This is a genomic window from Sinomonas sp. RB5, from assembly GCF_054063535.1.
Map to the genome: position 1 here is coordinate 236,316 of NZ_JBSSGJ010000005.1, position 12,703 is coordinate 249,018.

Genomic DNA, 12,703 nt, shown 5'->3' on the forward strand with positions numbered 1-12,703 from the left:
CGTGCCCCGCGCGGGACCCACAACCATCCTCACCCGCAAAGGAGCGGAGAGTCATGGCAGGACAAGCATTGATCATCAGGAGCGCGCGCGACGTCGTCGACGCGGTCAACTCGGGCGCTGTGCGCGGAGGCAACGAGGTGGCGATCGTCATCATCGCCCTCGGCGGCATCTTCATCGACGCCTACGACTTCACCTCGGTGGCCTTCGGGCTCAAGGACATCACCGCGACCTTCCACATCGACGCCTGGACCGAAGGCATCGTCGCATCCTCGATCATGATCGGCGCCCTTCTGGGAGCCGTCTCCGGCGGCTACCTGGTAGACCGGATCGGCCGCTACAAGATGTTCATGGCCGACATGCTCTTCTTCGTCGGCGCCGCCATAGGCTGCGCCCTGGCCTGGAACGCGGTGTCCCTGATCGTCTTCAGGTTCGCCATGGGCCTGGGAATCGGGCTCGACTTCCCCGTGGCGCTGGCCTTCGTCGCCGAATACACCGCCCGCAAGGGCAAGGGCGGCCGGGTCACGCTGTGGCAGCCCATGTGGTACGTCGCGACCGGCACGAGCTTCGCCGTCCTCCTGCCGCTCTACTTCCTGATCCCGCAGTCCGTCCAGAGCGAGCTCCTGTGGCGCTGCGCCGTGGGCTTCGGCGCCGTGCCAGCGCTGATCGTTCTTCTGGTCCGGCGGCGCTACATGGAGGAATCCGCCTCCTGGGCAGCGAACCAGGGTGATCTGGCAGGGGCGGTCGAGATCCTGAAGAAGTCCTACCGCGCCGACGTCCAGCTCGCCCCCGAATCAGAGCTGCAGTACCCGCCGAAGCTCGCCAAGTCGCCCCTGGCTGGCATCAAGGCCCTCTGGAGCCCCCGGTACCGGCGGCGGACCATCCTGGTCGGCATCGTCGGGGCCTGCCAGTCGATGCAGTACTACGCCGTCGGCTTCTTCCTGCCGTTCATCATCGGCACCTTCATGTCCATGAACCTCCTGGCGACGATCACGATGCCTCTGCTGTTCAACTTCCTCTTCGGGGTCACCGGCGGCTTCGCCGGGGTCATCCTCATCCGCAGATTCGGCTCCTGGATGCTGACCTTCATCGGGTTCCTCGTCTGCTTCGGCGTGCTGGTAGCACTCGGCCTGCTCGGACGCCCCACATCCTTCGGAGCAGGGATCATCATCGGCCTGCTCCTCGGCGTCTTCGTCTACTTCCACTCCGCCGGACCCGGCGCCCAAGGAATGACCATGGCCACCCTGAGCTACCCCACATCCCTGCGCGGTACCGGCGCCGGCTTCGGACAGGCCGTCCTGCGGGTGGGCTCGACCATCTCGCTGCTGTTCTTCCCCGTCCTGGTGCACCAGCTGGGAACCCGCGTCTTCCTGGTCGTCGCCCTCGCCCCCCTCATCGGCCTCATCGCCCTGCTCAGCATCCGCTGGGAACCCACCCGGGCCGACGTCGACGCAGAGGACTACGAGACGGTGCCCCCGCAGAAGACCCGCCCAGCCACCGGAAACACGAAAACCACCGGAACAACGAAAGAGGCCACGCTGTGAAGATCAGCTGCATCGGCGCCGGAAACATGGGCGGCGCCGTCGCCCGCCGCATCGCGGCCAACTCCGACTTCGCCGTCACCGTCTACGACCCGTCCCCCGCAGCGGTCGAGAAGTGCGTGGAGGCCGGCGCCACCGGCTCCGACTCGCTCGAGGCAGCGGTGACGGGCGCCGACGTCGTCCTCACCAGCCTGCCGACCGTCCCGCTGGTCCTCGACACCATCCGCCAGATCCTGCCCAGGACCGACGAGGACACCGTCATCGTTGACATCTCCACGATCGACCCACAGTCGGCCCGCACTGTCCTGGACCTGTGCACCGAGTTCCGGAGACCCTTCGTGGCCTGCCCCCTGGGGAAGACGCCGGCCCACGCCGAGAACGGCCAGATCCCGCTCTTCGTCGGAGGCGCCCCCGACGCGGTGGCCACGATCGAACCGCTGCTGGACTGGATGGGCGAGAAGACCTACAACTTCGGCACCGTCGAGGCCGCGACCGCCTTCAAGCTCATCTCCAACTTCATCGGCATGGCCAACGTCGCGATCCTCGCCGAGGGGCTCGCCGTCGCGCTCAAGGCCGGAATCTCCCCGGATGCCTTCGCCGAGGCCCTGGCCGACACCGGGGCCCGCTCCTTCCAGTCCGACCTGCGGCTGCCATGGATGCTCGAGCAGGACTGGACCTCCCGGTTCGGGGTCGACCTCGCCGTCAAGGACGTCGGCCTCGCCGTGGCCTCCGCCCTGTCCTGGCGCATCCCCGTCCCGGTGGGCTCCGCCGCCCTCGCACAGCTGATCTCCGCCTCGACCCGCGGCTACGGACGCGAGGACGTGGTCTCCATGCTCAAGCTCATCCAGCCCGACGCCGAAGAGCAACGATGAGCACCGTCGTCGTCACCGAAGACGTCACCGGCCCCGCCTACGACAAGCTCGCCGCAGCCCGGAGCCTCCGCCGCGACGCGGAGGCGTGGAGCTCTCCCGAGCGGCTCCGAGAACTCCTCGCCCACGCCGAAGCCGTCATCGTCCGGAACCGCACCCAGGTCGACCAGGCGTTCCTGGAGGCCGCACCGTCCCTGAAGGTCGTGGCTCGGGCCGGGGTGGGCCTGGACAACATCGACCTGGACGCCGCCGACCGGGCAGGAGTAGTCGTCGTCGCCCCGCTCGGGGCGAACGCATCCAGCGTCGCAGAACACGCCCTCGCCATGGCCCTGGCACTGTCCAAGTCCCTCATCCCCTCCAGCACCTCCACCAAAGCCGGAGGCTGGGACCGTACCCCCACCCAGGAGCTCAAGGGCCGCACCTGGGGCCTGCTCTCAGCCGGAGCCACCGCCCGTGCGACAGCACGACTGGCCCGGTCACTCGGGATGGACGTCGTTGCCTACGACCCCTACATCGGCCCCGACCACCCCGAGGTCCTCGAGATCGGGCTCGAGCTCGCCCCCCTCGACGATGTCCTCTCCCGGGCCGACGTGCTCAGCGTCCACCTGCCCCACACCCCGGCGACCGACCGGCTCCTGGACGCTCACCGGCTCGCCCTCCTCCCCCGCGGCGCCCTCCTGATCAGCGTGGGGCGAGGCGAAGTCGTCGACGAGTCCGCGCTGCTCGAAGCCCTCACCACCGGCCGGCTGGGGGGAGCCGGACTCGACGTGCGGGCGAAGGAGCCGCCCATCACAGGCGCCCTCGAAACGCTGCCGAACGTGATCCTGACCCCCCACGTGGCCGGGATCAGTGTGCAGGCACAGCAGCGGATCGGTGAGATCCTCTGCGACCAGATCAGCACCGTGCTCGACGGCGGACAGGCGACCTGCGCAGTGGGACGCCACGTAGTCCCCGTCCGGGAGACCGTGGCATGAAGATCAGGTACGCAGACGCCGTCGGACTCGCCACAGACCTGCTGCTCGCCGTCGGCTACGACAGGCCCAAGGCAGCAGCAGTCGCCCGGGCGCTCGGACTCGCAGAAGCATGGGGGCTGAGCTCGCACGGCCTGCTCAGGCTCCCCCTCTACCTCGACCGCACCCTCGCCGGAGGCTACGATCCCGACGCCGAGCTGACCACGGTCACGGACCTCGGCGCGCTCCTGGTCCTGGACGGGGCGACCAGCCTGGGCCACTGGCAGATGAGCCGCGCCGTAGAGCTCGGGACGCCGCGCGCGAAGCAGTTCGGCATCGCCGCCATCGCCATCGGCAACTCGGGCCATTGCGGCGCCCTCGGCGTCTACGCGGCCGACGCAGCCGAAGCAGGCCTCGTCTGCCTTGCATTCTCCTGCGGCCCGGCAGTGCTCCCCCCGTGGGGAGGGAACCAGCGCCTGCTCTCCACCTCTCCGATCGCCGCGGGATTCCCACTTACCCCACAGCCGGCGATCGTCGACCTCGCCCTGAGCACAGTGGCCCGCGGCAAGATCGCCGACTACGCCAACCGCAAAGAATCCCTGCCCGAAGGGTGGGCACTCGATGCCGCAGGGCGGCCGACCACCGACCCCGAAGAAGCACTCCTCGGGATGCTCTCCCCCTTGGGAGGCGCCAAGGGCTTCGCACTCGCCTTCCTCGTGGAAGCCCTCACCGCAGGCCTCGTCGGCCCCAGCCTCTCCAAGGACATGCCGGACTTCTTCGACCAGAACAGTCTCGGCCGCCCACAGGGGATATCCCACCTGCTCCTCCTGATAGATCCGGCCACGACTGACGCAGGAGGCGACCCCGAGGCCGCCCTCCAACGCTTCGCCGCCCTCGCCGCGGCCACAGACGCTGCAGGAGGACGTGTCCCCGGAGCCCGCAGACTCGCCCCCAGCCGAATAGGCCCCCATCTGGTTGTCGACGTCCAAGACGAACTACTCGAAGGCCTCCGGGAACGCCAAAGGGCCACCGCCCCCACAGCCGACGGCCCCACAGCCACACCCTGAGCCGCTTCAGGACGCTTCACGACGTCTCGACTGAAGGTGCTACCGGCCAGAAATACCGGAACGGCCAAAGCAGCGGCGGGGACTGTCTGATTGACGGTGTGAATGGCGTGGCCTGGCCGAAAGGAAGGGCCATAACCGACACCATCGAGATGATCGATCACGTGACGGGAGAGATCATCGATGAGAGACCGCCGGTGAGCCGCTCCCTGGCAGAGCGAGCGCCTCACCGATCTGGGCATCGGGCATGCCCCTCGTCTCCGGCAGCCCGCCGGGGCTGGCCTGCTGCGGGACGTGCACTGACGCTCCCGCACCACCACCACGGAAAAGCAGCAATGGTGATGCAACTTTAGGTAACGTTGCTCCCGGTGGCACCTCCGCCACCCCATCACCACCCGGTCGGGGGCACCATTGGACCTCAGAAGTCGCCGCGAGCTCGCGCTGCAGATCACCGGCGTCAGCAGGCTCGTCCCCGCGCGGCCGCCCGCGGCGAAGGCCGACCCGCCGCCGGCCCCAAGGACGCCCCCGGTCTCCCCATCGCTGCTCACGGGGAATGTCATCGCCCTGCCGCGCCCTGAGCCGGCCCAGCCGCTTCACGAGACCATGCTCGAGATGCTGTACGAGGCGCGGCGGCGCGGCATGTCGCACACGCGGGACCCGCTCCCGGCCTGCGAGCTCATGCTGGAGATCCACGCTCCAGCCGGGGAGCTGCTGGGAATGCCCTGCGCAGCCTGCCACGAGCCGTGGCCCTGCAAGACCGTGCTGGGCATCCTCGGCGGTCTGGAGCCCGCCGTCTAGGCTCGACCCACGTCCAGCGGTGCTGCTGACATGGCGGCCTGTCGCCCCAAGGACGGGGTAAGCACATCGTCATGGCGGAGCTGCTCTCGCGGCGATGAGCTCCTATGCGGGTACCGCAAGGCGGTACGGTCCTCAGGCATGCGAATCTGGAGGCGTCGCCTTCAGGCCCCGCGGCGTCGGCAGCGACGGCTTGGTGAGGGAGTCGAGGAGCTGGAGCTTTTCGGCGGCGGGGCCTTCGGGGCTGGCGTGGTAGATGACGAGCATCTGGCCCGAAGGGCCGCTGACGGCGAGCTTCTCGCGGTGGAGACGCAGTTCGCCGAGCTGTGGATGCTCCAGTCGCATCTCGGCGCCCTCGCGCTCGCGGACCTCGTGGCGCGCCCACAGGGCCCGGAAGTGAGGGCTGGCCAGTGAGAGTTCGCCGACGAGTCCGATGAAGCGCTGGTCATGAGTGTCGGTGCCGACGGACTGCCGGAAGCCGGCCACCAGTCGCTCGGTCGCGCTCTCCCAGTCCGGATAAGGGTCCTTCTCCGCGGGGTCGAGGAAGACGTCCCTGAGCCGGTTGCGGCCGACGGCCAGGCGGGGCGAGAGCGCGGTGGCCAGTGAGTTGGCGGCGAGGACGTCGAAGTAGCGGCCCTCGACGAAGGCCGGCAGGGGAAGCGTGGCCACCAGCATGGCGACGCCCGCAGGGACCGATTCTCGGCGGGGCGCACGCCTCCGGCGACGTGGCCGCGGTTCACCGAGGCTGAGGAGGTAGGCCGTCGCGTCGTCGTCGAGCTGGAGGACGCCGGCGATGCCCTCCCCGTGGCGGCCGACGTCTCCGATCCGCTCGCGGTCGCGGCACTGTTCGAGGCAGCGGACCGGGCCTTCGGCGGCGTCGACGTCGTGGTGCACGCAGCCGCACGCATGAGGCTCTCTCCACTGGCCGATTTCAATCTCGAGGACCTCGACCGGATGCTGCGCATCAACGTGCTCGGGACCGTATCGTCAACCAGCAGGCCGCCCGGCGCGTGCGGCCTGCTGGCGCGATCGTGAACCTCTCCTCCTCCGTCATAGGCCGGGTCCTGCCGGGCTACACCGGCTACGCAGCCAGCAAGGCGGCCGTCGAGGCGATGACCTTCATCCTCGCCCCCGAGCTCCGCGGACGCGACATCACCGTGAACGCCATCGCGCCCGGGACGACCGCCACCGAGATGTTCCTCGACGGCAAGAGCCCCGAGCAGATCGAGTTCTTCGCCAAGGCCGCGCCCCTGGAACGCCTCGGGACCCCCGAGGACATCGCGAAGGCCGTCGCCTTCCTGGCCGGCCCGGACGGGCACTGGATCAACGGGCAGACGCTCCGGGCGAACGGCGGAGTGAACTGAACGGGCCCACGCCGCCAGACCATGGCGGCGTGGGCCCGAAGTGACCTCGCGTGCTGAGGCTTACCAGCCGCGCTCGGCGAGGCGGTGGGGCGCCGGGATGTCGTCGACGTTGATGCCGACCATGGCCTCGCCCAGGCCGCGGGAGACCTTGGCGATCATGTCGGGGTCGTCGAAGAAGGTCGTGGCCTTCACGACGGCGGCGGCGCGCTCGGCCGGGTTGCCGGACTTGAAGATGCCGGAGCCGACGAACACGCCGTCCGCGCCCAGCTGCATCATCATGGCCGCGTCGGCCGGGGTGGCGATGCCGCCGGCGGTGAACAGCACCACGGGGAGCTTGCCGGTCTCGGCGATCTCCTTGACGAGCTCGAACGGGGCCTGCAGCTCCTTGGCCGCGACGTAGAGCTCGTCCTCGGGCAGGGAGGTGAGGCGCTTGATCTCGGCGCGGATCTTGCGCATGTGCGTGGTCGCGTTGGAGACGTCGCCGGTGCCGGCCTCGCCCTTGGAGCGGATCATGGCCGCGCCCTCGTTGATGCGGCGCAGTGCCTCGCCGAGGTTGGTCGCACCGCACACGAACGGGACGGTGAACTTCCACTTGTCGATGTGGTTCTCGTAGTCGGCCGGGGTCAGGACCTCGGACTCGTCGATGTAGTCCACGCCGAGGGACTGCAGGACCTGCGCCTCGACGAAGTGACCGATGCGGGCCTTGGCCATGACCGGGATGGAGACGGCCTCGATGATCGAGTCGATCATGTCCGGGTCCGACATGCGGGACACGCCGCCCTGGGCACGGATGTCAGCAGGGACGCGCTCGAGCGCCATGACGGCCACGGCGCCGGCATCCTCGGCGATCTTCGCCTGCTCGACGTTGACGACGTCCATGATGACGCCGCCCTTGAGCATCTCGGCCATGCCACGCTTGACACGGTTGCTGCCGGTCGTGGGAGCCGAGGCGTTTGCTTCAGTAGACACGTGCTCGTCTTTCTTGTCGCGCGGAAAGCTTGGAAAACGTCTGTGGGGACACCTCAGTCTAGCCCCGGCGCGCCGCCTGCCGGTGCACCGCGAGCACCCGCTGGACCACTGTGACGGCGCTGGCCGCCGCGAGGAGCGCCAGGGTCCAGGTCAGGAACGGCACGGGCAGGCCGAGGCCCGTCAGGCCCGCCACGACGAGGGTCGAGACGAGCCGCTCGGCGCGCTCGGCGATGCCGACGTTCGCGGCGTAGCCGAGCGACTCGGCCTTCGCACGGGCGTAGGAGACGATGTTGCCCAGAGCGAGGCAGGCCACAGCGAGGGCCCCGGTCGCAAAGCTCTGGCCGCCGCCGAAGAACCAGCAGGCGAGTCCGCCGAAGACCGCCGCGTCCTGGACCCGGTCCAGGGTCGAGTCGAGGAACCCTCCCCAGGTGCCCGCCCGCTGCGACAGGCGCGCCATGAGGCCGTCGATGACGTCGGAGAAGACGAAGGCGGTGATGACCACGACGCCCCAGAACAGCTGGCCCAGCGGGAAGAGGATGACCGCGCCGAGCGTGACGCCGAGCGTTCCGGCGAGCGTGACGGCGTCCGGGGAGACGTGCAGGCGCAGCAGCAGCCGCGCGAGCGGGGTGAAGACGCGGCCGAAGGCGTCGCGCGCGTGCCTATTGAGCACCCGCGGCCGTCCCCTCGCCCTGCCAGGCCTCCGCGAGCAGCCGGCGTGTCTCGTCGAGGGTCTGGGTGATCTGCTTGGTCTGGGCGATGATCGGCAGGAAGTTCGCGTCCCCTCCCCAGCGTGGGACCACGTGCTGGTGGAGGTGGGCGGCGATCCCGGCCCCGCCCGCGTCCCCCTGGTTGATGCCCAGGTTGAAGCCGTGCGGGCGGGACACCGCCCGGATCACGCGCATCGCCGTCTGCGTGATCTGCGCCATCTCCGCTGTCTCCTCCGCGGTGATGTCGGTGTAGTCGGCCACGTGCCGGTACGGGCAGACCAGGAGGTGGCCCGGGTTGTAGGGGAAGAGGTTGAGGATCGCGTAGCAGGTCCGCCCGCGGTGCACGATCAGGGACTCCTCGTCGCTGCGGCCCGGCGCCGAACAGAACGGGCAGTCCTTGTCCTTGTACTGGTTCTGCCCGCCCTTGACGTAGGCCATGCGGTGCGGGGTCCACAGGCGCCCGAACGCGTCCGGCGTCCCGGGCAGTTCGAACGGGTCCGTCACGGCGGCGTCGGACGCGGCCTCGCCGACGGCCGACTCCGCCTGCTGGCCCTGGGCTCCCCCGGACCCCGCCACGTCAGAGGGCCCTCGAGCGGACGGCCTCGACGATCCGCCGCACGGCCGTCTCGACGGGCACGCCGTTGTCCTGGCTGCCATCCCGGAAGCGGAACGAGACGGCCCCGGCCTCGGCGTCGTCGCCGCCCGCGATGAGCACGAAGGGCACCTTCTCCTTGCTCGCGGTGCGGATCTTCTTCGGGAAGCGGTCGCTCGACGCGTCCACCTCCGCGCGGATCCCCTCCTTCTTCAGGCGGTCCACGACGTCGTACAGGTAGTCGTTGAACGCCTCCGCGACCGGGATGGCGACCACCTGGACGGGGGCGAGCCACGCCGGGAAGGCGCCGGCGTAGTGCTCGGTGAGGACGCCCAGGAAGCGCTCGATCGAGCCGAACTTCGCGGCGTGGATCATGACCGGCTCCTGGCGGGTGCCGTCGGCGGCCTGGTACTCGAGCCCGAAGCGCGCGGGCTGGTTGAAGTCGTACTGGACGGTGGACATCTGCCACGTCCGGCCGATCGCATCGCGGGCCTGGACCGAGATCTTCGGGCCGTAGTACGCGGCCCCGCCCGGATCCGGCACGAGCTCGAGCCCGGTCTCGAGGGCTACGCGCTCGAGGACGGCTGTGGCCTCTTCCCACTGCTCGTCGGTGCCGATGAACTTGTCCGACTCTGGGTCACGCGTGGAGAGCTCGAGGTAGAAGTCGTCGAGGCCGAAGTCGCGCAGGAGCGAGAGGATGAAGGTCAGCAGGTGCTTGACCTCGGCCGGGGCCTGCTCCTTGGTCACGTAGGAGTGCGAGTCGTCCTGGGCGAAGCCGCGCACGCGGGTGAGGCCGTGGACCACGCCGGACTTCTCGTACCGGTAGACGTGGCCGAACTCGAACAGCCGCATCGGAAGCTCGCGGTAGGACCGGCCGCGCGAGCGGTAGATGAGGTTGTGCATGGGGCAGTTCATGGCCTTGAGGCGGTAGTCCTGGCCCGGCTTGGTGATGTTGCCGTCCTCGTCGCGCTCCTCGTCGACGTGCAGCGGCGGGAACATGGTGTCCGCGTAGTACGGCAGGTGGCCCGAGGTGTGGAACAGGCCGTCCTTGGAGATGTGGGGGGTCCCGACGTACTGGAAGCCCTCCTCGATGTGCCGGCGGCGGACGTAGTCCTCCATCTCCCGCTTGATGATCCCGCCCTTCGGGTGGAACACGGGCAGGCCGGAGCCGAGCTCGTCGGGGAAGGAGAACAGGTCCAGCTCGGCGCCGAGCTTGCGGTGGTCGCGCCGCTCGGCCTCCGCGATGCGGTCCTGGTAGGCCTTGAGGGCCTCCTTGGTGGGCCACGCCGTGCCGTAGATGCGCTGGAGCTGGACGTTCTTCTCGCTCCCGAGCCAGTAGGCGGCCGCTGAGCGGGTCAGCGCGAAGGCGTTGGAGATGAGCTTGGTGTTGGGCAGGTGCGGACCACGGCACAGGTCGCACCAGATGACCTCGCCGCTCTTGCGGTCGATGTTGTCGTAGATCGTGATCTCGCCCGCGCCGACCTCGACGTTCGCGCCCTCCTTGGCCGCGGCGTCGTGCGCCTTCGAGTCCTGGTCCTTGACCCCGAGGAGGACGAGCTTGTACGGCTCGTCGGCCATGGCGGCGCCGGCCTCGACCTCGGTGACGACGCGGCGGCGGAAGACCTGGTTCTGGTTGACGATCTTGAGCATCATCTTCTCGAGGGTGCGCAGGTCCTCGGGGGTGAAGGGCTCGGCGACGTCGAAGTCGAAGTAGAAGCCGTCCTTGATGTACGGGCCGATGCCGAGCTTGGCGCCCGGGCGGAGCTGCTGCACGGCCTGGGCCATCACGTGCGCCGTCGAGTGCCGCAGGACGTTGAGCCCGTCCTCGCTGGCGATGTCGACGCCCTCGACCACGGCGCCGTCGGGGACGGGCTCGTCGAGGTCCTTGAGGACGCCGTCGACGCGCATCACGACGATCTCGCGGTGCCCGTCGAAGAGCTCGGTTCCCGTGGTGCCCGCCGTCACGGTTCGCGGTTCGCCGTCAACGGTGATCGTCATCTGCTGGGCCTCTGGCACGGGTCTCTCCTCGTCATGTTCCGGCTTCATAGCTTGTGGCATACGGGGACCACAGCCAGCCAGCGTCAAGCCTATCGGATCGCACCCTCCATCCCGGGCGGCGACGGGGCCTCGTGGCCGCCCGGCGCCGTTGGCGATAATGGGCCCATGTGCGGCAGATACGTCATGGCCCGTCCCGTGGGCGACCTGGTGGCGGAGTTCGACGTCGACGAGACCTACATCGACGAGCTCGAGCCCTCCTACAACATCGCCCCGACGGACCCGGTGCCCCTCGTGCTGGACCGGCGCGAGAAGGACACCGGGGAGCTCTCCCGCAAGCTCGTCACCGCGCGGTGGGGACTCGTGCCCCCGTGGGCGAAGGACACCAAGGGCGCCGCCCGGCTCATCAATGCGCGGCGCGAGACGGTCACGGAGAAGCCCTCCTTCCGCAAGGCGGCCGCGGCCAAGCGCGCGCTCGTCCCCGCGGACGGTTACTACGAGTGGGAGAAGAGGGAGAGCGCGGCGAAGCCGGGCAGCATCGAGAAGGTCCCCACCTACCTCCACGCGGACGACGACGGGCTGCTCGCCTTCGCCGCACTGTTCGAGAACTGGCCGGACCCCACCGTGCCGCCCGACCATCCCGGGCGGTGGCTGCGCACGTGCACCATCCTGACCGGTCCGGCGACCGACGCGCTGGGCTACATCCACGACCGCACCCCGGTCATCGTCCCGCGCGAGATGTGGTCGGACTGGCTCGACCCGGAGACCACGGCCGAGGCGGACGTGAAGGCGCTCATCGACTCCATGCCCGAGCCCCACCTGGTTCCCCGGATCGTCGGGAGCCTGGTCAACAGCGTCCGCAACAACGGTCCGGAACTCATCGAAGCGGCCCGATGACGCCCGCGGACGGGGAATATCCCGCGTCCGCCCCGCGTTCCCTATGCTCGGATCCCCAACCCCTAGGAGTACACCCATGGACACCTTCACCCCGGCCGCCGGCACCATCACCATGTTCTCGACGACCTGGTGCGGCTACTGCAACCGGCTCAAGAAGCAGCTGGACGCCCAGGGCATCGGCTACACCGAGGTGAACATCGAGGAGGTCGAGGGCACCGCCGAGCTCGTCGAGCAGCTCAACGGCGGCAACCGGACCGTCCCGACCGTGATGTTCCCGGACGGCAGCGCTGCGACCAACCCCTCGGCGGCGCAGGTGAAGGCCAAGCTCGGCCTCTGACGCGTGCGGGCGTCCGGCGGTCTGCGCCTCGGACCCGGTTTGCCCAGCCTCCCCCGGCCCCTCCTACGATGGCCCCACACCGTAGGACGAGTCAGGGGAGGTTTTTTCATGGCCAGCGCAGCTCAGGAGTCCACGATGCATGAGGTGAAGGGCGTCGTGGTGCGTTCGAAGGGTGCTCCGGCGACGGTGGAGACGATCCTGGTCCCGGACCCGGGACCGGGGGAGGCGCTCGTGGACGTGCTCACGTGCGGGGTGTGCCACACGGACCTGCACTACAAGCAGGGCGGCATCGGGGAGGACTACCCGTACCTGCTCGGGCACGAGTCCACCGCCGTGGTGAGCGCGGTCGGCCCGGACGTGACCGACCTGAAGCCCGGGGACCGGGTCATCCTGAACTGGCGGGCCGTGTGCGGGCAGTGCCGGGCCTGCGCCAAGGGCCAGCCGCAGTACTGCTTCGCCACCCACAACGCGACCCAGAAGATGACCCTGGCCGACGGCACCCCCCTCTCCCCCGCCCTGGGCATCGGCTCCTTCGCCGAGAAGACCCTCGTCGCGGCCGGGCAGTGCACCAGGATCGACGAGGACGTCGACCCCGCCGCCGTGGGCCTGCTCGGCTGCGGCATCAT

Annotated in this window: 14 protein-coding genes and 1 pseudogene; 10 read left to right on the forward strand and 5 right to left on the reverse strand. The window is 69.4% G+C overall.

Annotation, left to right across the window (positions count from 1 at the left end; translation table 11 throughout):
- The first annotated feature begins 53 nt into the window (after nucleotides 1-53).
- From ACVWWH_RS08530 to ACVWWH_RS08550, 5 genes are all read left to right on the forward strand, one after another.
- A complete protein-coding gene (locus ACVWWH_RS08530) occupies nucleotides 54-1,541 on the forward strand; it encodes an MFS transporter (protein ID WP_141305710.1) in 1,488 nt (495 codons plus the stop codon).
- Entirely contained in the window at nucleotides 1,538-2,410 is an 873-nt protein-coding gene (locus ACVWWH_RS08535; protein ID WP_218030634.1) for an NAD(P)-dependent oxidoreductase, read from the forward strand. The genes ACVWWH_RS08530 and ACVWWH_RS08535 overlap by 4 nt, the downstream gene beginning before the upstream one ends.
- On the forward strand, nucleotides 2,407-3,381 hold the full coding sequence (locus tag ACVWWH_RS08540; RefSeq protein ID WP_141305711.1) for an NAD(P)-dependent oxidoreductase: 975 nt from the start codon (nucleotides 2,407-2,409) through the stop codon (nucleotides 3,379-3,381). Before ACVWWH_RS08535 ends, ACVWWH_RS08540 begins: the two co-directional genes overlap by 4 nt.
- A complete protein-coding gene (locus tag ACVWWH_RS08545) occupies nucleotides 3,378-4,424 on the forward strand; it encodes an Ldh family oxidoreductase (RefSeq protein WP_457316272.1) in 1,047 nt (348 codons plus the stop codon). Before ACVWWH_RS08540 ends, ACVWWH_RS08545 begins: the two co-directional genes overlap by 4 nt.
- A 408-nt stretch (nucleotides 4,425-4,832) precedes the next feature.
- Nucleotides 4,833-5,219 carry a hypothetical protein gene (locus ACVWWH_RS08550; RefSeq protein ID WP_066497987.1) on the forward strand — a complete coding sequence of 129 codons (387 nt, stop codon included), beginning with the start codon at nucleotides 4,833-4,835 and terminating at the stop codon, nucleotides 5,217-5,219.
- Between the two features lie 132 nt (nucleotides 5,220-5,351).
- On the opposite strand, the gene ACVWWH_RS08555 is transcribed toward ACVWWH_RS08550, so the two are convergent.
- Nucleotides 5,352-6,041 (reverse strand): MmyB family transcriptional regulator, encoded by a 690-nt coding sequence (locus ACVWWH_RS08555; RefSeq protein WP_457316280.1) that lies wholly within the window; start codon nucleotides 6,039-6,041, stop codon nucleotides 5,352-5,354.
- On the opposite strand from ACVWWH_RS08555, the pseudogene ACVWWH_RS08560 reads away from it, so the two are divergent.
- A pseudogene (locus ACVWWH_RS08560) lies at nucleotides 5,976-6,251 on the forward strand (SDR family oxidoreductase); the annotation flags it as partial. The gene ACVWWH_RS08555 and the pseudogene ACVWWH_RS08560 overlap by 66 nt on opposite strands.
- Entirely contained in the window at nucleotides 6,227-6,580 is a 354-nt protein-coding gene (locus tag ACVWWH_RS08565; RefSeq protein ID WP_457316273.1) for an SDR family oxidoreductase, read from the forward strand. The pseudogene ACVWWH_RS08560 and the gene ACVWWH_RS08565, both read left to right, overlap by 25 nt.
- 60 nt (nucleotides 6,581-6,640) lie before the next feature.
- On the opposite strand, the gene pdxS is transcribed toward ACVWWH_RS08565, so the two are convergent.
- Genes pdxS through thrS form a run of 4 tightly spaced genes read right to left on the reverse strand, consistent with a single transcriptional unit; the run spans nucleotide 6,641 to nucleotide 10,864 of the window.
- Entirely contained in the window at nucleotides 6,641-7,549 is a 909-nt protein-coding gene (gene pdxS, locus ACVWWH_RS08570) for a pyridoxal 5'-phosphate synthase lyase subunit PdxS (protein WP_307113785.1), read from the reverse strand.
- Between the two features lie 58 nt (nucleotides 7,550-7,607).
- Nucleotides 7,608-8,219 carry a phosphatidylinositol phosphate synthase gene (gene pgsA / locus ACVWWH_RS08575; protein ID WP_447418981.1) on the reverse strand — a complete coding sequence of 204 codons (612 nt, stop codon included), beginning with the start codon at nucleotides 8,217-8,219 and terminating at the stop codon, nucleotides 7,608-7,610.
- Nucleotides 8,209-8,832: an HIT family protein gene (locus tag ACVWWH_RS08580; RefSeq protein WP_457316274.1), complete on the reverse strand. Its 624-nt coding sequence runs from the start codon at nucleotides 8,830-8,832 to the stop codon at nucleotides 8,209-8,211. The genes pgsA and ACVWWH_RS08580 overlap by 11 nt, the downstream gene beginning before the upstream one ends.
- 1 nt (nucleotide 8,833) lies before the next feature.
- Nucleotides 8,834-10,864, reverse strand: coding sequence for a threonine--tRNA ligase (gene thrS / locus ACVWWH_RS08585; RefSeq protein ID WP_457316275.1), 2,031 nt, complete (start codon nucleotides 10,862-10,864; stop codon nucleotides 8,834-8,836).
- A gap of 147 nt (nucleotides 10,865-11,011) precedes the next feature.
- Here thrS and ACVWWH_RS08590 point away from each other — a divergent pair, with 147 nt between their 5' ends.
- From ACVWWH_RS08590 to ACVWWH_RS08600, 3 genes are all read left to right on the forward strand, one after another.
- Nucleotides 11,012-11,740, forward strand: coding sequence for an SOS response-associated peptidase (locus ACVWWH_RS08590; protein ID WP_457316276.1), 729 nt, complete (start codon nucleotides 11,012-11,014; stop codon nucleotides 11,738-11,740).
- 76 nt (nucleotides 11,741-11,816) lie between these two features.
- Entirely contained in the window at nucleotides 11,817-12,077 is a 261-nt protein-coding gene (locus ACVWWH_RS08595) for a mycoredoxin (protein ID WP_066497999.1), read from the forward strand.
- Nucleotides 12,078-12,185: 108 nt separating this feature from the next.
- On the forward strand, nucleotides 12,186-12,703 hold a 518-nt coding region (locus ACVWWH_RS08600), incomplete at its 3' end, for an alcohol dehydrogenase catalytic domain-containing protein (RefSeq protein WP_457316277.1).